20 protein-coding genes are annotated in these 18,235 nt (G+C 58.7%); 17 read left to right on the forward strand and 3 right to left on the reverse strand.

Annotated features, from left to right (window positions below):
* The first annotated feature begins 7 nt into the window (after window positions 1–7).
* The 4 genes from AC1M2H_RS07005 to AC1M2H_RS07020 all read left to right on the forward strand — a co-directional run bounded on the left by AC1M2H_RS07005 (window position 8) and on the right by AC1M2H_RS07020 (window position 4,211).
* Complete coding sequence (locus AC1M2H_RS07005) at window positions 8–1,006, forward strand: ABC transporter permease (RefSeq protein ID WP_480150814.1); 999 nt, start codon at window positions 8–10, stop codon at window positions 1,004–1,006.
* 27 nt (window positions 1,007–1,033) lie between these two features.
* Window positions 1,034–2,095 carry a zinc-dependent alcohol dehydrogenase family protein gene (locus AC1M2H_RS07010; RefSeq protein ID WP_480150815.1) on the forward strand — a complete coding sequence of 354 codons (1,062 nt, stop codon included), beginning with the start codon at window positions 1,034–1,036 and terminating at the stop codon, window positions 2,093–2,095.
* Window positions 2,096–2,104: 9 nt separating this feature from the next.
* Window positions 2,105–2,986, forward strand: a complete 882-nt coding sequence (locus AC1M2H_RS07015) for an aldose 1-epimerase (RefSeq protein WP_480151864.1) — start codon at window positions 2,105–2,107, stop codon at window positions 2,984–2,986.
* A 91-nt stretch (window positions 2,987–3,077) separates the two neighbouring features.
* Window positions 3,078–4,211 carry a 3-phenylpropionate MFS transporter gene (locus AC1M2H_RS07020; RefSeq protein ID WP_480150816.1) on the forward strand — a complete coding sequence of 378 codons (1,134 nt, stop codon included), beginning with the start codon at window positions 3,078–3,080 and terminating at the stop codon, window positions 4,209–4,211.
* On the opposite strand, the gene csiE is transcribed toward AC1M2H_RS07020, so the two are convergent.
* The gene (gene csiE, locus AC1M2H_RS07025; protein ID WP_480150817.1) at window positions 4,208–5,485 is read right to left on the reverse strand and encodes a stationary phase inducible protein CsiE; all 1,278 of its coding nucleotides are present in this window, start codon (window positions 5,483–5,485) and stop codon (window positions 4,208–4,210) included. The two genes, AC1M2H_RS07020 and csiE, sit on opposite strands and share 4 nt — an antisense overlap.
* 124 nt (window positions 5,486–5,609) lie before the next feature.
* Here csiE and AC1M2H_RS07030 point away from each other — a divergent pair, with 124 nt between their 5' ends.
* Together AC1M2H_RS07030 and AC1M2H_RS07035 are read left to right on the forward strand one after the other, a co-directional pair.
* Window positions 5,610–6,248, forward strand: coding sequence for a DUF1007 family protein (locus AC1M2H_RS07030; protein ID WP_480150818.1), 639 nt, complete (start codon window positions 5,610–5,612; stop codon window positions 6,246–6,248).
* Entirely contained in the window at window positions 6,239–7,219 is a 981-nt protein-coding gene (locus tag AC1M2H_RS07035) for a nickel/cobalt transporter (protein ID WP_480150819.1), read from the forward strand. The genes AC1M2H_RS07030 and AC1M2H_RS07035 overlap by 10 nt, the downstream gene beginning before the upstream one ends.
* 42 nt (window positions 7,220–7,261) lie before the next feature.
* Here the strand turns inward: AC1M2H_RS07035 and suhB are convergent, their stop codons facing one another.
* On the reverse strand, window positions 7,262–8,065 hold the full coding sequence (suhB, locus tag AC1M2H_RS07040; protein WP_480150820.1) for an inositol-1-monophosphatase: 804 nt from the start codon (window positions 8,063–8,065) through the stop codon (window positions 7,262–7,264).
* A 120-nt stretch (window positions 8,066–8,185) separates the two neighbouring features.
* Here suhB and trmJ point away from each other — a divergent pair, with 120 nt between their 5' ends.
* The 11 genes from trmJ (at window position 8,186) to sseB (ending at window position 17,260) form a co-directional block, all read left to right on the forward strand.
* Window positions 8,186–8,929, forward strand: coding sequence for a tRNA (cytosine(32)/uridine(32)-2'-O)-methyltransferase TrmJ (gene trmJ, locus AC1M2H_RS07045; protein WP_480150821.1), 744 nt, complete (start codon window positions 8,186–8,188; stop codon window positions 8,927–8,929).
* A 243-nt stretch (window positions 8,930–9,172) separates the two neighbouring features.
* Window positions 9,173–9,664, forward strand: a complete 492-nt coding sequence (gene iscR, locus AC1M2H_RS07050) for a Fe-S cluster assembly transcriptional regulator IscR (protein ID WP_480150822.1) — start codon at window positions 9,173–9,175, stop codon at window positions 9,662–9,664.
* A gap of 173 nt (window positions 9,665–9,837) precedes the next feature.
* Window positions 9,838–11,052, forward strand: coding sequence for a cysteine desulfurase (gene iscS / locus AC1M2H_RS07055; RefSeq protein WP_426811992.1), 1,215 nt, complete (start codon window positions 9,838–9,840; stop codon window positions 11,050–11,052).
* A gap of 26 nt (window positions 11,053–11,078) precedes the next feature.
* On the forward strand, window positions 11,079–11,465 hold the full coding sequence (iscU, locus tag AC1M2H_RS07060; protein ID WP_004866383.1) for a Fe-S cluster assembly scaffold IscU: 387 nt from the start codon (window positions 11,079–11,081) through the stop codon (window positions 11,463–11,465).
* 15 nt (window positions 11,466–11,480) lie between these two features.
* Window positions 11,481–11,804, forward strand: coding sequence for an iron-sulfur cluster assembly protein IscA (iscA, locus tag AC1M2H_RS07065; protein WP_041146725.1), 324 nt, complete (start codon window positions 11,481–11,483; stop codon window positions 11,802–11,804).
* A 145-nt stretch (window positions 11,805–11,949) separates the two neighbouring features.
* Complete coding sequence (gene hscB, locus AC1M2H_RS07070) at window positions 11,950–12,465, forward strand: co-chaperone HscB (protein ID WP_480150823.1); 516 nt, start codon at window positions 11,950–11,952, stop codon at window positions 12,463–12,465.
* Window positions 12,466–12,540: 75 nt separating this feature from the next.
* On the forward strand, window positions 12,541–14,391 hold the full coding sequence (hscA, locus tag AC1M2H_RS07075) for a Fe-S protein assembly chaperone HscA (protein ID WP_480150824.1): 1,851 nt from the start codon (window positions 12,541–12,543) through the stop codon (window positions 14,389–14,391).
* A 1-nt stretch (window position 14,392) separates the two neighbouring features.
* Window positions 14,393–14,728, forward strand: a complete 336-nt coding sequence (gene fdx / locus AC1M2H_RS07080; RefSeq protein ID WP_041146722.1) for an ISC system 2Fe-2S type ferredoxin — start codon at window positions 14,393–14,395, stop codon at window positions 14,726–14,728.
* A gap of 1 nt (window position 14,729) precedes the next feature.
* The gene (gene iscX, locus AC1M2H_RS07085) at window positions 14,730–14,930 is read left to right on the forward strand and encodes a Fe-S cluster assembly protein IscX (RefSeq protein ID WP_041146721.1); all 201 of its coding nucleotides are present in this window, start codon (window positions 14,730–14,732) and stop codon (window positions 14,928–14,930) included.
* Window positions 14,931–15,109: 179 nt separating this feature from the next.
* Entirely contained in the window at window positions 15,110–16,396 is a 1,287-nt protein-coding gene (pepB, locus tag AC1M2H_RS07090) for an aminopeptidase PepB (protein ID WP_480150825.1), read from the forward strand.
* Window positions 16,397–16,483: 87 nt separating this feature from the next.
* Window positions 16,484–17,260, forward strand: a complete 777-nt coding sequence (gene sseB / locus AC1M2H_RS07095) for an enhanced serine sensitivity protein SseB (protein WP_480150826.1) — start codon at window positions 16,484–16,486, stop codon at window positions 17,258–17,260.
* 31 nt (window positions 17,261–17,291) lie between these two features.
* Here the strand turns inward: sseB and sseA are convergent, their stop codons facing one another.
* Window positions 17,292–18,137 (reverse strand): 3-mercaptopyruvate sulfurtransferase, encoded by an 846-nt coding sequence (gene sseA / locus AC1M2H_RS07100; protein ID WP_480150827.1) that lies wholly within the window; start codon window positions 18,135–18,137, stop codon window positions 17,292–17,294.
* Window positions 18,138–18,235 lie beyond the last annotated feature (98 nt).

An 18,235-nucleotide genomic window follows, 5' to 3' on the forward strand; every position in this document is an offset into this window, starting at 1 on the left:
TTAACAGATGTCTGCCTCATCATTAACGCTGCCGCAAGGCAAAAATGTCGCATCTAAGCAGTTTATCAGTCGCCATATTAATGAAATTGGCCTGCTGGTGGTGATCGCTATTTTGTATCTGGTATTTTCATTTAACGCACCGGGATTTATTTCTTTAAACAATCAAATGAACGTGTTGCGCGATGCGGCGACGATTGGTATTGCTGCATGGGCGATGACGCTGATTATTATCTCCGGCGAAATTGATGTCAGCGTCGGCCCAATGGTGGCGTTTATTTCCGTCTGCCTGGCCTTTCTGCTGCAGTTCCAGGTACCGCTTAGCGTTGCCTGCCTACTGGTGCTAATCCTTGGCGCTGGGTTAGGAACCCTCGCAGGCGTATTACGCGGCGTATTTAGCGTGCCCAGCTTTGTCGCGACCTTAGGTTTATGGAGCGCCTTACGCGGCATGGGGCTATTCATGACCAATGCGCTACCGGTACCCATTGATGAAAATGAGGTCCTGGACTGGCTCGGCGGGCAGCTCTTTGGCATTCCCGTTTCGGCCCTCATTATGCTGATTCTGTTCGTCATCTTTGTCTTTATCAGCCGCAAAACCGCCTTTGGCCGCTCGGTGTTTGCCACCGGCGGTAACGCAACGGCGGCCCAGCTCTGCGGGATTAACGTCAGGCGAGTACGTATTTTGATTTTTACGCTTTCAGGCTTGCTCGCCGCGGTTACCGGCATCTTGTTGGCAGCGCGGCTTGGATCGGGCAATGCGGGAGCCGCCAACGGCCTCGAGTTTGACGTTATCGCCGCGGTGGTGGTTGGCGGTACCGCGCTGTCTGGTGGCCGCGGTTCGCTATTCGGCACATTATTAGGCGTACTGGTTATTACCCTTATTGGCAATGGGCTGGTGCTTCTGGGCATTAACTCATTTTTCCAGCAGGTTGTTCGCGGATTAATTATCGTGGTTGCTGTCCTGGCGAATATATTGCTGACCCAACGTAACAGTAAACTTAAACATTAATATTCATTAATTTGTATCGAGGGAATTATGAAAACAATGTTGGCTGCTTTTTTACCGGGGAACTCAAGCGTTGAGCTGCGGGAAGTTCCTGTACCAACCCCGGGGATTAACCAGGTCCTGATTAAAATGAAATCCTCAGGAATTTGCGGTAGCGATGTCCATTATATTTATCATCAGCATCGCGGTACCGCCGCCGCGCCGGAAAAACCGCTGTACCAGGGCTTTATTAATGGCCATGAGCCCTGCGGGCAAATTGTGGAGACGGGGGCCGGTTGCCGGCATTTCAAAGCGGGCGATCGGGTACTGGTTTACCATATTTCCGGCTGCGGCTTTTGCTCCAACTGCCGTCGCGGTTTTCCAATCTCCTGCACCGGGGAAGGCAAAGCAGCCTACGGCTGGCAGCGCGATGGCGGCCATGCGGAATATTTACTGGCGGAGGAAAAGGACCTGATTCATCTGCCAGATGCGCTGAGCTATGAAGATGGCGCGTTTATTAGCTGCGGCGTAGGGACCGCCTACGAAGGCATTTTGCGCGGTGAGGTTTCCGGCAGCGACAACGTTTTGGTTGTCGGGCTAGGACCCGTTGGCATGATGGCCATGATGCTGGCGAAAGGACGCGGTGCGAAACGCGTTATTGGCGTCGATATGCTGCCGGAGCGTCTGGCGACGGCAAAACAGCTGGGGGTGATGGATAACGGCTTCCTGGCGACAACGGAAAATCTTCCGGCGCGGATTGCCGAACTCACGCACGGTGGGGCGGATGTGGCGCTGGATTGTTCTGGCAATGCCGCGGGGCGTCTGCTGGCGCTACAGTCTACGGCGGATTGGGGAAGAGTGGTGTACATCGGTGAAACGGGGAAGGTTGAGTTTGAGGTCAGCGCCGATCTGATGCACCACCAGCGGCGTATTATCGGCTCCTGGGTGACCAGTTTGTTCCATATGGAGAAGTGCGCTCGCGATCTGACCGACTGGAAACTGTGGCCGCATAGCGCGATTACTCATCGTTTTTCGCTTGCCCAGGCGGGGGAGGCCTATGCGCTGATGGCCAGCGGTAAATGCGGCAAAGTGGTGATTAATTTCCCCGATTAAGGAGCCATGATGACGCTTTTTACACTAGATAACGGCCAGCTGCGGCTACAGGTTGCGGATCGCGGCGGCGCGATCGAGGGTCTATGGTGGCAGCATCAGGGGAAAACGCTCCCGCTGCTGCGTCCGGGCCTGAATAGCGGTGTGGCGGTGGAGTCCTCTTGCTTTCCGCTGGTGCCGTTTGGCAATCGGGTGAGCGGTAATCAGTTTTCATCGCCGACAGGAGAGCATCGGCTGGCGCCGAACGTTGAGTGGGATCGCCATTATCTTCACGGTGACGGCTGGCTGAATAACTGGTGCTGTGAGGAGCAATCGTCCTCGCAGCTAAGGTTAGAGTATGTCCACCGCCAGGGCGTCTATCAGTACACCTCGCAGCAGCGCTTTACCTTAAGCGAAAGCAGCGTTGAGGTGGAACTGAGCGTGACGAATGATGGCGACACGCTGCCGTTCGGACTGGGCTGGCATCCGTACTTACCGCTGTCGCATGGCACGCGGGTACAGGCGCAGACCGCCGGTTACTGGCTGGAGAGAGAAGGTTGGCTAACCGGAGAGCATCAGGAGAGTCTACCGCTGGAGCTGGATTTCAATCAGCCCGCGCCGCTCCCCCGACGCTGGGTAAATAATGGCTTCTCCGGCTGGGATGGTATCGCGACGATCCGGCAGCCGGGGCTGGGGTATCAACTCTCCATGACCACCGAACCGCCGGCGCCATGCTATTTTGTTTTTGTTTCCGATCCGGCATTTGATAAAGGCTATCAATTTGATTTCTTCTGTTTTGAGCCAATGAGCCACGCGCCTGACGATCATCATCGTCCAGGCTTTGGTCAATTAACCCTGCTTTCACGCGGCGAGAGCATGCGGCAAAAAATGATGCTGAAGGTCCATCCGCTTTAAGCCCGACCTGCCCGGAGACGGGCAGGTACAACTTCACCTTGCGGCTTTGCGGGTTTATCGCCAGACTGTCGCCTCCATTCGGGAGGAAATCATGGTCTTGCACTCCACGCGCTGGCTGGCGCTTAGCTACTTTACCTACTTCTTTAGCTACGGCATCTTCCTGCCGTTCTGGAGCGTCTGGCTGGCAGGCGCGGGGCTGACGCCGGAAACCATCGGTATGCTGCTCGGCGCCGGGCTGGTGGCGCGTTTTCTCGGCAGCCTGCTGATTGCGCCGCGGGTGAGCGATCCCTCGCGGCTAATCTCCGCTCTGCGGGTCCTCGCGCTGCTGGCGCTGCTGTTTGTTCTTGGTTTTTGGGCCGATAGCCGCGTCGCCTGGCTGATGGTAGTGATAGTCGGCTTCAACCTGTTCTTCTCTCCGCTGGTACCGCTGACTGATGCGCTGGCGAATACCTGGCAAAAGCAGATAACCATGGACTACGGGCGGGTGCGACTGTGGGGATCGGTGGCGTTTGTGATCGGCTCCGCGTTAACCGGCAAGCTGGTCAGCCTGTTTGATTACCGGGCGATCCTGGTCATGCTAAGCCTCGGTATCGCCTCAATGCTGCTGGGGATGCTGCTTAAACCCTCGGTGATGCCGCAGGGCGAGGTTCGCCACCAGCAGGCGGCCGGGCTCCAGGCATGGCTGAAAATGGTGCACCAAAGCTGGCGCTTCCTCGCCTGTGTCTGCCTGCTGCAGGGCGCGCATGCCGCCTACTATGGCTTCAGCGCGATTTACTGGCAGGAGGCGGGCTATTCCGCTTCGGCGATCGGCTACCTGTGGTCGCTGGGAGTGGTCGCGGAGGTGGCTATCTTTGCGCTGAGCAAAAAGGCGTTTAGCCGCTTTAGCGCGCGGGATTTACTGCTGCTTTCCGCCGCGTGCGGGCTGGTTCGCTGGACCCTGATGGGCTGGACCACGGCGCTGCCGTGGCTCATCGTCGCGCAGGTCCTTCACTGCGGCACCTTTACGGTATGTCATCTGGCGGCGATGCGCTATATTTCGGCGCGTCAGGGCGGGGAGGTTATTCGCCTGCAGGCGGTCTACTCCGCGGTCGCCATGGGGGGCAGCATTGCGGTGATGACGGTATTTGCCGGCTTCCTCTACCAGCACCTGCACCAGGGCGTTTTCTGGGTGATGGCGCTGGTCGCCCTGCCGGCTCTGGTTCTGCGGCCGAAGGCGGTGGCCTAGTCCTCAAGCATTTTACAAATATGCTGCCGCTGGTGATCGCTGAACATCTCCTCGGCGTGAAACAGCGGCGGCGAAAACAGCGGCAGCGCGGTAGCATAAGGGGTCACCACCAGCGCCACGCCCTTCGGCGGGCCTTCCTTTTGAAAAGCGTGAACGTTTTGATATTTGATATTGAGCGGCAGCAGGGTCAGCTCGCGCAGCTGCAGCTCGAGCGCCTGCTCAAGGTCGGGATTGTCATGGGTCAGCAGCACCACCTGTTTCTCGTGCAGCTCGCTTTTCTGCATCAGCCATGCGCCAAAAATCACCGCAATCAGCCCCACCTCCTCCTGATTAAAACGAACCCCGTAGGCGCTTTCAAACTCCTCCAGCGCCGTTTTGGTGGTGCGCATCAGGCGCGGATAGAGACGGTTCATCTCTTCCGGTAGCGCATTATCGATGCCGATCGCGAACACGCTACGGTTCAGCGCCTGGGAGAGATGAATATAGAGCTGGTCGCTCAGCCCCTGCTCGTCGCTAAACGTGCGGCCCGATAAATCCTGGAAACGGTGGATCAGCCCGGAGATAGCCAGATGCAGGCGTCGGTCCTGCCGATGGCCGTCGCGGATAGGATCGGGGGTTTTGAGCAGCATAAACAGCAGGGTCAGAAAGAGCTGCTCGCCGGCGTGCGGCGCGGTGGCGACCCGCCGCTGCCAGTGACGGATAATCTCCGCGGCGAGAACCGCCTCCGCCGCCTCCTGGGTCCAGCGCTGCTGCTGTTCGGTAAAGGTAGGCGTCAGCCCAAGATGGTGCTGAAGCAGGCAGTACTGCAGATACAGACGCAGGAAATGAATGTCCCGACAGTCAAATTGGCGGTTAAGCGTCCGGGCGCAGCGGTTGACCAGCGCCTGCAGATTGGTGTCGTCATATAAGGTGCGCGCCACGCCCTGCAGTTTAAGCTGCGTTTTTAATGCCGGGGTAAAATGGTGGCTGATAAAATGCGGGCACAGGCGCAGCGCCCGGCGTAAGCCGTGCAGCAGGCACAGGCGTTGATCGATTGCGGCGCCTTCAATCCGATAGCTGCCGTCCACCTGCAACGCGAGGGTCAACCGGTGGTAACGCTGAATTTCACGCTCCGTCTCCGCGATATCTTGCCGGGCCGTCGCCTCATCAACAAGGTTGATAGCGCTAAGCCGCTCGGGGGTGACCGGCTGCCCGGGCAGATAAAACATCAGCAGGGCCTGGTTACGGCGCTGTGGACTGGAAAGCGCAGATGGTGGTTCAATCACGGTCATCATCTGATAAGTTCCAGTTAGGGTTTTCGCTAAGAATAGCCAATGGATGCGCAGAGAGCAGAGCAGACTGGCGTCTTTACGTCAGGATTGCTGGATAGGTTCACAGAATTTTTCACGCGAGGAACGGATGAAGAGAGTGAAACAATGCACCGGTGCGGCATTTTTCATGGTTTTATCATTGAGCGCGCTGGCGCATCCGCATAGCTTTATCAGCCTGCGGACGGAGGCCGTCGCCGATAACGGCCAGCTCACCGGTTTCAAAATGCGCTGGACGATGGATGAGATCACCTCCTCAGACCTGCTTTACGACGCCGGGAACGCGAAGCCGGGAGATGAAGTCTGGAAAAAGCTGGCGGCGGAGGTGATGGCGAACGTCCTTGGGCAGCACTATTTCAGCGAGCTTTGGCATAACGGCCAGCACGTGAAGTTTGCTAATCGCCCCGACGGCTACGGTCTTGAGCGCGACGGGAGCCAGGCGGTTCTGACCTTTACGCTGCCGCTGGCTGAGCCGCAGCCCTTAGCGGGACAAACCCTGACGCTTTCAACCTTCGACCCGACCTATTACGTCGATATGTTCTATGAAAAGCCGGGCGATTTCACCCTGCCTGCGGAACTAAGCGCGGAATGTAAGGTTAAGGTCGTGACGCCAAAGCCGAATGAGAAAATGACGGCCTTTGCGCAATCGCTTGATAAAGCCGACGCGCCGCCGGAAGATATGGCGCTCGGAACCTACTTTGCTCAGAAGGTGACGCTGACATGTCGGTAATATTCTCAACTCCCACCCGGGCTTCCCGTCTGCGCCAGCTGTGGCCGCTGGCGCTGTTTCTCGCGCTGGCATCGGGCGCGGGCGTCTGGCTATGGCAGGCCTGGCCGGAGGTGATGCTGCAGAGCGCTATCTGGCAGCGGGCGCTAAACTTTGAGCTCAGCGGGCTACTCAAAGCGGTGGCGGAAAATCCGCGGGCGGCAGGGCTTTCGCTGCTGGCGTTTAGCTTTGTCTACGGCGTCCTGCACGCCCTGGGGCCGGGGCACGGCAAGATTGTGATTACCACCTGGCTGGCGACCCATCCCGCGAAGCTCAGGTCGAGCATTGCGCTGACGCTGGCCGCCTCGCTCCTGCAGGGGGCGGTGGCGATCGTGCTGGTGGTGGTGGTACTGACCCTGCTGCAGCTGCCCGCAAGGCAGCTGCATCTCAGCAGCTTCTGGCTGGAGAAGGGGAGCTATCTGCTGGTTGGCGCGCTGGGCCTGCTGCTGTGCTGGAGGGCGCTGAAAAAGCTGCGCGGGCAGCTGCGTCGGCCCACGTTTACCGCCTTTACGCCCCATCACGTTCACCACGCGCACTGCGGCTGCGGACATCAGCATATGCCGGCGCCGGAACAGCTGCAGAGCGGCGATGACTGGCGCGCGCGGCTGGCTATCGTGCTGTCGATGGGCATGCGTCCCTGCTCAGGGGCGATTATGGTCCTGCTGTTTAGTAAGGTGATTGGCGTATTTGGCTGGGGAATGGCGGCGGCGCTGACCATGGCGGCGGGAACCTCGCTGACCATCAGCGGCCTGGCGCTGCTGGTGCACGGCTTTCGGCAGCTGGCCGTTAGGCTTAGCGCGCATAAAACGCCGCCTCTCTGGCAGCAGGTTGGCTGGTCGACGCTGGCGCTGTCCGGCGGCGTCATCTTAGTGGCGGCGGCGGTGGTGATGTGGAGCAGCGCGGTGCCGGGCGGCGGCGGGCTGCGGCCGTTTTGAGGGATATTCTCACCCCGGGCGGCCGGGGTGAGGTGAGAGAGATTAACGCTTCAGCGCTTCGCTCAGCTCGTCACGCATGTTGGCCAGCATCGCTTTAACGACGCGCGGGTTACCCGCCACGATGTTGCCGCTGTGCAGGTAGTTATGGCCACCGGTGAAGTCGCAAACGATCGCGCCCGCTTCACGAGCGATCAGCTCGCCGGCGGCGAAGTCCCAGGGCTTCAGCGCGATTTCAAAGTAGCCATCAACGCGGCCTGCGGCAACGTAGGCCAGATCCAGGGCTGCGGAACCGGTGCGGCGGAAGTCGGCGCATTCGGTAAACATTTTGCCCAGAATATTCATGTAAGAGGTGGCGTGCTGTTTCGCTTTGAACGGGAAGCCGGTGGCGATAATGGTGCCATCCAGATCGCGAGCGGTGCTGCCGCGCAGGCGGTAGCCGTTCAGCTGAGCGCCCTGGCCGCGGGTCGCGGTGAACAGCTCGTTGCGCATCGGATCGTAAACCACGGCGACTTCGGTACGGCCTTTAATGCGTACGGCGATGGATACGGAGAAGTGCGGCAGACGTTTTACGAAGTTGGTGGTGCCATCCAGCGGATCGATAACCCATTGAACATCCTGATCTTCACCTGCGTGCTCACCGCTTTCTTCGGTGATAATGGTGTGCTGCGGGTAAGATTTGCGAATCGTTTCAATAATCAGCGCTTCGGCTGCTTTATCAACGTTAGTCACAAAATCATTGCTGCCTTTCTGGCTGGTTTCTACGGAGTCTGGCGTTTCGTAGTGCTTGGCAATTAAATTACCCGCCTTGCGCGCTGCGCGCACGGCGATATTCAGCATCGGATGCATCGGTCTCTCTCACTGGATGTTAAAGAACGGGAAAAAACGGCGCACATAATAACAGTGAAATCTGCCTATGTCTCCGTTTTATGATAGCATGCGCGAATAATCTTTAGCCGAAGAACACTAATGCTGCAAAATATTCGTATCGTACTGGTAGAAACGTCACACACTGGCAATATGGGCTCCGTGGCCCGGGCAATGAAAACCATGGGCTTGACTAATCTGTGGCTGGTTAATCCGCTGGTTAAGCCTGACTCGCAGGCGATCGCCCTGGCAGCCGGCGCCAGCGACGTTATCGGCAATGCGCATATCGTTGACACCCTTGATGAAGCCCTGGCCGGATGCAGCCTGGTGGTCGGCACCAGCGCGCGCTCGCGTACTTTGCCGTGGCCGATGCTCGACCCGCGCGAGTGCGGGCTGAAGAGCGTATCGGAAGGCCAGCACGCCCCGGTGGCGCTGGTATTCGGCCGCGAGCGCGTCGGTCTGACCAACGACGAGCTGCAGAAATGCCATTACCACGTCGCGATTGCCGCCAACCCGGAGTACAGCTCCCTGAACCTGGCGATGGCGGTGCAGGTCATCGCTTATGAAGTGCGGATGGCGTGGCTGGCGACGCAGGAGCAGCCGCAGGTTGAAGCGCAGGAAGAGGCGCCGGAAGAGGCGCCGTATCCGCTGGTGGACGATTTAGAGCGTTTCTACGGCCATCTCGAGCAGACGCTGCTGGCGACCGGCTTTATCCGCGCCAGCCATCCGGGGCAGGTGATGAACAAGCTGCGCCGTCTGTTTACCCGCGCCCGCCCGGAAAGCCAGGAGCTGAATATCCTGCGCGGAATGCTGGCGTCCATTGAGCAGCAGAAGAACAAAGAATAATCGCGCCTCTTTGCGGCGCATTAAAACGCCTCATACGGGCGCGCGGGCCAATGATCCGGCCGCTCGCAGAGGCGTCGGGAGTCCCGGCGCCGGGACGACAGGGCACAGATAGCCAAATACCTGACTAAAACAGTCAAGTAAATAGTTGACCAAATTACTCGGGAATGTCAGACTTGGCCCTGCTATGCAATACCCATATTAATAAAAAGCCCGGGCAGGGGCGAGTTTGAGGTTAAGTAAGACATGAGACTAACATCTAAAGGGCGTTATGCTGTGACCGCGATGCTGGACGTCGCGCTCAACTCTGAATCGGGCCCGGTTCCGTTGGCCGATATTTCTGAGCGTCAGGGGATTTCGCTTTCCTATCTGGAACAGCTGTTTTCCCGCCTGCGCAAAAATGGTCTGGTATCGAGCGTTCGCGGTCCAGGCGGCGGTTATTTATTAGGGAAAGAAGCCGGTAGCATCGCCGTTGGCGAAGTTATCAGCGCGGTTGATGAATCCGTTGACGCCACCCGCTGTCAGGGTAAAGGCGGCTGCCAGGGTGGCGATAAATGCTTGACCCACGCGCTGTGGCGCGACCTGAGCGAGCGCCTGACCAGCTTCCTGAATAACATCACGCTGGGCGAACTGGTGAACAACCAGGAAATCCTTGATGTTTCAGATCGTCAGCAGAGCTATGAATCCCAGCGTAATACCCGCACTCAGGAAGCGATTAACGTCAAACTGCGTGCGTAGTACTCTTTCTGTTTCAGCTTGCGGCGTATTAGCTGCAGGGTGAAACGTTCAGGGTAACAATTATAAAAGATTTTCGAATCAGGCCGGGATGTTGCGACATCCCGTATCCTCGGTCGTACATCAGGCCGGCCGCCTGGTTCCTTGCATTGAGTGATGTACGGAGTTAAAGAGCAATGAAATTACCGATTTATCTCGATTACTCCGCAACGACGCCGGTGGACCCGCGTGTTGCCGAGAAAATGATGCAGTTCCTGACCCTGGACGGGACCTTTGGTAACCCGGCCTCTCGTTCACACCGTTTTGGCTGGCAGGCTGAAGAGGCGGTTGATATCGCCCGTAATCAGATTGCCGAGCTGGTCGGTGCCGACCCGCGCGAAATCGTATTTACCTCAGGCGCAACGGAATCCGACAACCTGGCGATCAAAGGTGCAGCCAACTTTTATCAGAAAAAAGGCAAGCACATTATTACCAGCAAAACCGAGCACAAAGCCGTGCTGGACACCTGTCGTCAGCTGGAGCGTGAAGGCTTCGAGATAACCTACCTGGCGCCGCAGCGCAACGGGATTATCGATCTGAAAGAGCTGGAAGCGGCCATGCGCGATGACACCATCCTGGTCTCCATCATGCACGTGAACAACGAAATCGGCGTGGTGCAGGACATCGCCACCATCGGCGAAATGTGCCGCGCGCGCGGTATCATTTACCACGTTGACGCCACCCAGAGCGTGGGCAAACTGCCTATCGACCTGAGCCAGCTGAAAGTTGACCTGATGTCCTTCTCCGGTCACAAAATTTATGGCCCGAAAGGCATTGGCGCGCTGTACGTCCGTCGCAAACCGCGTATTCGTATCGAAGCGCAGATGCACGGCGGCGGTCACGAACGCGGCATGCGTTCAGGCACTCTGCCTGTCCACCAGATCGTCGGTATGGGTGAAGCCTACCGTATCGCGAAAGAAGAGATGGAAACCGAGATGGCGCGCCTGCGCGGTCTCCGTAACCGTCTGTGGGAAGGCGTAAAAGATATGGAAGAGGTTTACCTCAACGGCGACCTCACCCAGGGCGCGCCGAACATTCTCAACGTCAGCTTCAACTATGTTGAAGGCGAATCGCTGATTATGGCGCTGAAAGACCTCGCCGTTTCCTCCGGCTCCGCCTGTACCTCAGCGAGCCTCGAGCCATCCTACGTGCTGCGCGCGCTGGGCATGACTGATGAACTGGCGCACAGTTCCATCCGCTTCTCTTTAGGTCGTTTTACTACCGAAGAAGAGATTGACTACACCATCAACCTGGTTCGCAACTCCATTGGTCGTCTGCGCGATCTTTCTCCACTGTGGGAAATGTTCAAGCAGGGCGTGGATCTGAACAGCATTGAATGGTCACATCATTAATCGGTAGGTATTAAGGAGAATTTATCATGGCATACAGCGAAAAAGTTATCGATCACTACGAGAATCCGCGCAACGTCGGCTCTTTTGACAACAGCGACGACTCAGTTGGTAGCGGCATGGTCGGCGCGCCGGCGTGCGGCGACGTGATGAAGCTGCAGATTAAAGTCAACAATGAAGGTATCATTGAAGACGCGCGCTTTAAGACCTACGGCTGCGGTTCCGCTATCGCCTCCAGCTCCCTGGTTACCGAGTGGGTGAAGGGCAAGTCTCTGGACGAAGCTCAGGCTATCAAGAACACCGATATCGCCGATGAGCTCGAGCTGCCGCCGGTAAAAATCCACTGTTCTATCCTGGCGGAAGACGCGATCAAAGCCGCGATTGCGGATTACAAAAGCAAACGTGAAGCGAAATAATTAAGAGGTTATTGTATGTCGATTACTCTTAGCGACAGCGCAGCGTCGCGAGTGAATACCTTCCTGGCCAACCGCGGCAAAGGCTTTGGCCTGCGCTTAGGCGTCCGCACCTCCGGCTGTTCAGGTATGGCCTACGTGCTGGAATTTGTTGACGAGCCGGCGGCAGAAGACACCGTGTTTGAAGATAAAGGCGTCAAGGTAGTGATCGACGGCAAAAGCCTGCAGTTCCTCGACGGCACTCAGCTGGACTTTGTCAAAGAAGGCCTGAATGAAGGGTTTAAGTTTACCAACCCGAACATCAAAGATGAGTGCGGCTGCGGCGAAAGCTTCAACGTGTAATCTGTACTATATCCGCTGAATTTCGGCGCGGCGACAGCAGGCGAACGCCGCCGGTAAAGACGCGACCAGAGAGGCGCGGATATATAACCCCACTGCGGAGCACCGTGCGTGGGGTTTGCTTTATCTCGTTAACCCTGAGGTTACTATGGACTATTTTGCCCTCTTCGGGTTACCGGTCAGTTATACCCTTTCGCAAGAACAGCTGGCTGTCCGGTACCAGGATTTGCAGCGTCAATATCATCCCGACCGGTTCGCCAGCGCCAGCGCTGCCGAACAGCTCGCCTCCGTGCAGCACTCCGCGACGATTAATCAGGCCTGGCAAACGCTGCGTCATCCGCTGTCCCGCGCCGAATATATCCTTTCGCTTCACGGCTTCGATTTAGCCAGCGAGCAGCACACCGTGCGCGATACCGCGTTCCTGATGGAGCAGCTGGAGCTGCGCGAAGAGCTGGATGAGATCGAAAAAGCGCAGGATGAAGCGCGCCTGACCGCGTTTATTCAGCGGGTGAAGGGGATGTACGACGTTCGCCAGCGGCAGGTCGTTGAGCAGTTAGACGGCGAAGCGTGGGAGAGCGCGGCGGATACCGTGCGTAAGCTGCGTTTTCTCGATAAGCTTCAGAACGTAGCAGAACAACTCGAAGAAAAGTTTTTTGCACTCTAACGTATGCGGATCGCCGTGCAGCCAACGTAGCTGCAGCACAGATTATGACGAGTAAATTAATATTCGGAAGCAATTATGGCCTTATTACAAATTAGTGAGCCAGGCCTGAGTGCCGCGCCGCACCAGCGTCGTCTGGCGGCGGGTATTGACCTGGGCACCACCAATTCGCTGGTCGCCACCGTGCGTAGCGGCCAGGCCGAAACACTGCCCGATCGCCAGGGGCGCCACCTGCTGCCTTCGGTGGTGAACTACCACACGTCCGGCCTGAGCGTCGGCCATGACGCCCGCCAGAATGCGGCGCTGGATCCGGTGAATACCATCAGCTCGGTGAAGCGCATGATGGGCCGCTCGCTGGTCGATATTCAGACCCGCTACCCGCATCTCCCCTATCAGCTGCAGGCCAGCGAAAACGGGCTGCCGATGATTCAAACCGCCGGCGGTCTGCTCAATCCGGTCCGCGTTTCTGCCGATATCCTCAAGGCGCTGGCCGCCCGCGCGACGGAAGCCCTTGCCGGCGACCTCGACGGCGTGGTGATCACCGTCCCGGCCTATTTCGACGATGCGCAGCGCCAGGGCACTAAAGACGCCGCGCGTCTGGCCGGCCTGCACGTCCTGCGCCTGCTGAACGAACCGACGGCGGCGGCGATTGCCTACGGCCTCGACTCCGGTCAGGAAGGGGTTATCGCGGTCTACGATCTCGGCGGCGGCACCTTTGATATTTCCGTTCTGCGTCTCAGCCGCGGCGTCTTCGAAGTTCTGGCCACCGGCGGCGACTCGGCGCTCGGTGGAGACGATTTCGACCATCTGCTGGCGGACTATCTGCGCGAGCAGGCGGGCCTCGGCGATCGCCGCGATAACCGCCTGCAGCGCGAGCTGCTGGATGCGGCTATTGCGGCCAAAATTGCCCTCAGCGCGGCGGAAACCGCCCCCGTTGACGTCGGCGGCTGGCAGGGCGAAGTCACCCGCGAGCAGTTTAATGCGCTGATTGCTCCGCTGGTTAAACGTACCCTGCTGGCCTGCCGCCGCGCGCTGAAAGATGCCGGCGTGAGCGCGGAAGAGGTGCTGGAAGTGGTGATGGTGGGCGGCTCCACCCGCGTGCCGCTGGTGCGCGAACGCGTCGGCGAGTTTTTTGGCCGTGCCCCGCTGACCACCATCGACCCGGATAAAGTTGTCGCCATCGGCGCCGCCATTCAGGCCGATATTCTGGTCGGCAATAAGCCGGACAGCGAACTGCTGCTGCTCGACGTTATCCCGCTCTCGCTGGGGCTGGAGACGATGGGCGGCCTGGTGGAGAAAGTGATCCCGCGCAATACCACCATTCCGGTGGCTCGCGCCCAGGAGTTCACCACCTTTAAAGACGGTCAAACGGCGATGTCGATCCACGTCATGCAGGGCGAGCGCGAGCTGGTGCAGGACTGCCGTTCGCTGGCGCGCTTTGCGCTGCGCGGCATCCCGGCTATGCCGGCGGGCGGGGCGCATATTCGCGTTACCTTCCAGGTCGATGCCGACGGGCTGCTGAGCGTCACCGCGATGGAGAAATCGACCGCGATCGAAGCGTCCATTCAGGTGAAACCCTCCTACGGCCTGAGCGACAGCGAAATCGCCACCATGATCAAAGATTCGATGAGCCACGCCGAGCAGGACGTTCAGGCGCGAATGCTGGCCGAGCAAAAAGTTGAAGCCGCACGCGTTCTGGAAAGCCTGGGAAGCGCGCTGGCCTCAGACGCCGCGCTGTTAAGCGCCGCAGAACGTCAGGCTATCGATGACGCAACGGCGCAGCTGCGCGCGGTGGCGGCAGGCGATGACGCCGATGCAATAAAAGAAGCCATTAGAAATATAGACACACAAACCCAGGAATTTGCCGCACGCCGCATGGACCAGTCGGTCCGTACCGCGCTGAAAGGTCAATCCGTGGACGAGGTTTAATATGCCAAAGATTGTTTTTCTACCCCACCAGGACCTGTGCCCGGATGGCGTAGTTGTGGAAGCTGAGATCGGTGAGACCATTCTTGATGCTGCGCTGCGTAGCGGTATTGAGATTGAACACGCCTGTGAAAAATCCTGTGCCTGCACCACCTGCCACTGCATCGTGCGTGAAGGTTTTGACTCGCTGGCCGAAAGTACCGAAGATGAAGACGATATGCTGGATAAGGCCTGGGGGCTGGAACCCGACAGCCGTCTGAGCTGCCAGGCGCGCGTGACCGCCGACGATCTGGTCGTCGAAATTCCGCGCTACACCATCAACCACGCACGCGAGCATTGATATGGCACTGAAATGGACCGATAGTCGCGAAATTGGCGAGGCGCTGTATGATGCCTTCCCGGATCTCGACCCGAAAACCGTTCGCTTCACCGATTTGCATCAGTGGATTTGCGAGCTGGAAGAGTTTAATGACGATCCAAACGCATCCAATGAAAAAATTCTGGAGGCAATTCTGCTAGTCTGGTTAGACGAAGCAGAATAATTTTCGCGTCATGCTCCACGTTGCTGATGCGTTGGCCGCGTTCGCTCACCCCGGTCGCATAGTTATCTATGCGACCGGGGATTTGCTTACTTGCCGCCTTCCAGCAACGCGAATCATTTAGCGGAAAAATTTTAACGGGCTGCCATAGGGTGGCCCGTTTGCTAATAAGGATGAATAAAATGACCGAAGCCATGAAGATTACGCTGACGACCCAACCCGCAGACGCACGCTGGGGAGAAAAAGCGGCTTACAGCATTAACAACGACGGCATCACCCTGCATCTGAACGGTAAAGACGACCTGGGCCTGATTCAGCGCGCGGCGCGTAAAGTTGACGGCATGGGCATCAGGCACGTTGCGCTCGATGGTGAAGGCTGGAATACCGACCGCGCCTGGGCGTTCTGGGCCGGCTATAAAGGGCCGAAAGGCAGCCGTCAGGTTGAGTGGCCGGCGCTGGATGACGCGCAAAAAAGCGAGCTGGATAACCGTCTGACCATTATTGACTGGGTGCGCGACACCATTAACGCCCCGGCGGAAGAGCTAGGTCCGGAACAGCTGGCCCAGCGCGCGGTCGACCTGCTGTGCGGCGTTGGCTGCGATAACGTCTCTTACCGCATCACCAAAGGCGAAGACCTGCGCGAGCAGAACTATCTTGGCCTGCACACCGTTGGCCGCGGCTCCGAGCGCCCGCCGGTCCTGCTGGCGCTGGACTATAACCCAACCGGCGATAAAGACGCGCCGGTCTACGCCTGCCTGGTCGGGAAAGGCATCACCTTCGATTCCGGCGGCTACAGCATCAAGCAGAGCGCGTTTATGGATTCGATGAAGTCCGACATGGGCGGCGCGGCGACGGTTACCGGCGCGCTGGCGTTTGCGATTACCCGCGGTCTGAACAAACGCGTGAAGCTTTACCTGTGCTGTGCCGACAACCTGATCAGCGGTAACGCCTTTAAGCTGGGCGACATCATTCATTATCGCAACGGTAAAACCGTGGAGATCATGAACACCGACGCCGAAGGCCGCCTGGTGCTGGCCGATGGTCTGATCGATGCTTCGGCGCAGAAGCCGGAGCTGATTATCGACGCGGCGACGCTGACCGGGGCGGCGAAAACCGCGCTGGGCAACGATTACCACGCGCTATTCAGCTTCGACGACGCGCTGGCGGCTCGCCTGCTGGCGAGCGCGCAGGCGGAAAACGAAGCCTTCTGGCGTCTGCCGCTGGCGGAATTCCACCGCGGCCAGCTGCCGTCGAACTTCGCCGAGCTGAACAACACCGGCAGCGCCGCCTACCCGGCGGGCGCCAGCACGGCGGCAGGGTTCCTCTCCCATTTCGTTGAGAACTATCATCAGGGCTGGCTGCACATCGACTGCTCCGCGACCTACCGTAAATCCGCCGTTGAGCAGTGGTCGGCCGGCGCGACGGGGCTCGGCGTGCGCACGATTGCCAATCTGTTAACCGCAGAGTAAAAAATGGCGGGGCGCCAGCGCCCCTAATTGCCTCACCCCGGCCCGCGTCCGCGGCCGGGGATTGCTGATTCTGATGTTGTGAGAGCCATGTCCGAAACTAAAAATGAATTAGAAACGCTGCTGGAAAAGGCGGCGATTGAGCCCGGCCATCGCCCGGCCTTTTTCCGTACGCTGCTGGAATCCACCGTCTGGGTGCCCGGCGCGGCGGCGGAAGGTGAACAGGTTGTTGAAGATAGCGCCGTAGATCTGCAGCACTGGGAAAAAGACGATGGCGCCTCGGTTATTCCCTTTTTCACCTCGCTGGAGGCCCTGCAGCAGGCGGTCGAAGACGAGCAGTCTTTTGTGGCAATGCCGGCGCGTACGCTGATGGCGATGACCCTGGGTGAGACGCTGTTCCTCAACGCCAAACTGCCGGCCGGAAAAGAGTTTACGCCGAACGAAATCAAGCATCTGCTGGGCGAAGATGGCGGTCCGCTCAGCGCGCAAACCGTGCTGGAAGGCGGGCAGCCGCTGCTGCTGTCTGAGGTGGCCGAGCCGCCGGCGCAGATGGTGGATTCGCTGACCACGCTCTTTAAATCCCTGAAAACCGTAAAGCGCGCGTTTCTGTGCTCGATTAAAGACAGCGCCGACGCGCCGGCGAATCTGCTTATCGGCATTGAGGCCGAGGGGGATATTGAAGAGGTCATCCAGGCGACCGGCAGCGTGGCAACCGACACCCAGCCCGGCGATGAGCCGATCGATATTTGTCAGGTCGTGGAAGGGGAGAAGGGCATCAGCCACTTTATGATTGCCCATATCGCGCCATTCTATGAAAAGCGCTGGGGCAGCTTCCTGCGCGACTTCAAGCAGAACCGCATTATCTGATGACGGCGGGGCGCTAACCCCGCCGCTATTTTTATTGCGCCGGCTCGATCGGCAGATCCGGACGGGCGCCCCATTCGCTCCACGAACCGTCATACAGGCAGACGCCGTTAACGCCCAGGGTTGTCAGCGCCAGCACCACTACCGCCGCCGTAACGCCGGACCCGCAGCTGGCGATAATTGGCCGCTCGAAATCCACGCCCTGGCGCAGGAAAATATCATTCAGCTCGTCGATAGTTTTCAGCTCGCCGTTAATCACCAGCTCGGTCCACGGGACGTTCAGCGCCCCGGGAATATGCCCCCGGCGCAGCCCCGGGCGCGGCTCATCGACGAGTCCGTTAAAGCGCCCGGCCGGACGGGCGTCGACGACCTGGGCCGATCCTTCATGGCTCACCAGCAGCACATCGGTCAGGCGCTTTACTACCAGCGGATCGAAGCGGCCGTCGAATTCACCCTCCGGCAGCTGCGGATCGTTCTGCTCCAGCGGCAGCTCATCGCGCTGCCAGCCGGCCAGCCCTCCGGCGAGAATAGAGACTTTTTCTACCCCGAAGGTCCGCAGCATCCACCAGGCGCGCGGCGCCGAGAAGAGGTTGCCTTCATCGTAAACCACCAGATGCTTATCGCTGCTGACGCCCAGCTCGCGCATCGCCACGGCGAAGGCTTCGGCGCGCGGCATCATATGCGGCAGCGGGCTGGTGCGATCGGAAAGCGCTTCAATATCGAAAAATACGGCGTTGGGAATATGGCCCGCGCGATATTCGGCGTGCAAATCGCGATCTTCCTGCCCGGGAGGTGCCATTCGGGCGTCGATAATCTGGATTTCCGGGTCATCAATATGTTCCGCCAGCCAGTCGGCGGCGACAAAAAAAGAGGTGGACATGGAGGCCTCCGTTTTATTATCCATCAATGAATTGTCGACGTTTTCCCGCAGGCTGACAAGTAATGTGCGTCGGAGTTGCGACGCGGCTGACGCGGTAA

The organism is Klebsiella sp. F11, assembly GCF_056712265.1.

Excerpts from the sequence above, each read along its gene's own strand:
- AC1M2H_RS07005 (WP_480150814.1), top strand. The coding sequence starts at position 8 with ATGTCTGCCTCATCATTAACGCTGCCGCAAGGCAAAAATGTCGCATCT.
- AC1M2H_RS07010 (WP_480150815.1), top strand. The coding sequence starts at position 1,034 with ATGAAAACAATGTTGGCTGCTTTTTTACCGGGGAACTCAAGCGTTGAG.
- AC1M2H_RS07015 (WP_480151864.1), top strand. The coding sequence starts at position 2,105 with ATGACGCTTTTTACACTAGATAACGGCCAGCTGCGGCTACAGGTTGCG.
- AC1M2H_RS07020 (WP_480150816.1), top strand. The coding sequence starts at position 3,078 with ATGGTCTTGCACTCCACGCGCTGGCTGGCGCTTAGCTACTTTACCTAC.
- csiE (WP_480150817.1), bottom strand. The coding sequence starts at position 5,485 with ATGATGACCGTGATTGAACCACCATCTGCGCTTTCCAGTCCACAGCGC.
- AC1M2H_RS07030 (WP_480150818.1), top strand. The coding sequence starts at position 5,610 with ATGAAGAGAGTGAAACAATGCACCGGTGCGGCATTTTTCATGGTTTTA.
- AC1M2H_RS07035 (WP_480150819.1), top strand. The coding sequence starts at position 6,239 with ATGTCGGTAATATTCTCAACTCCCACCCGGGCTTCCCGTCTGCGCCAG.
- suhB (WP_480150820.1), bottom strand. The coding sequence starts at position 8,065 with ATGCATCCGATGCTGAATATCGCCGTGCGCGCAGCGCGCAAGGCGGGT.
- trmJ (WP_480150821.1), top strand. The coding sequence starts at position 8,186 with ATGCTGCAAAATATTCGTATCGTACTGGTAGAAACGTCACACACTGGC.
- iscR (WP_480150822.1), top strand. The coding sequence starts at position 9,173 with ATGAGACTAACATCTAAAGGGCGTTATGCTGTGACCGCGATGCTGGAC.
- iscS (WP_426811992.1), top strand. The coding sequence starts at position 9,838 with ATGAAATTACCGATTTATCTCGATTACTCCGCAACGACGCCGGTGGAC.
- iscU (WP_004866383.1), top strand. The coding sequence starts at position 11,079 with ATGGCATACAGCGAAAAAGTTATCGATCACTACGAGAATCCGCGCAAC.
- iscA (WP_041146725.1), top strand. The coding sequence starts at position 11,481 with ATGTCGATTACTCTTAGCGACAGCGCAGCGTCGCGAGTGAATACCTTC.
- hscB (WP_480150823.1), top strand. The coding sequence starts at position 11,950 with ATGGACTATTTTGCCCTCTTCGGGTTACCGGTCAGTTATACCCTTTCG.
- hscA (WP_480150824.1), top strand. The coding sequence starts at position 12,541 with ATGGCCTTATTACAAATTAGTGAGCCAGGCCTGAGTGCCGCGCCGCAC.
- fdx (WP_041146722.1), top strand. The coding sequence starts at position 14,393 with ATGCCAAAGATTGTTTTTCTACCCCACCAGGACCTGTGCCCGGATGGC.
- iscX (WP_041146721.1), top strand. The coding sequence starts at position 14,730 with ATGGCACTGAAATGGACCGATAGTCGCGAAATTGGCGAGGCGCTGTAT.
- pepB (WP_480150825.1), top strand. The coding sequence starts at position 15,110 with ATGACCGAAGCCATGAAGATTACGCTGACGACCCAACCCGCAGACGCA.
- sseB (WP_480150826.1), top strand. The coding sequence starts at position 16,484 with ATGTCCGAAACTAAAAATGAATTAGAAACGCTGCTGGAAAAGGCGGCG.
- sseA (WP_480150827.1), bottom strand. The coding sequence starts at position 18,137 with ATGTCCACCTCTTTTTTTGTCGCCGCCGACTGGCTGGCGGAACATATT.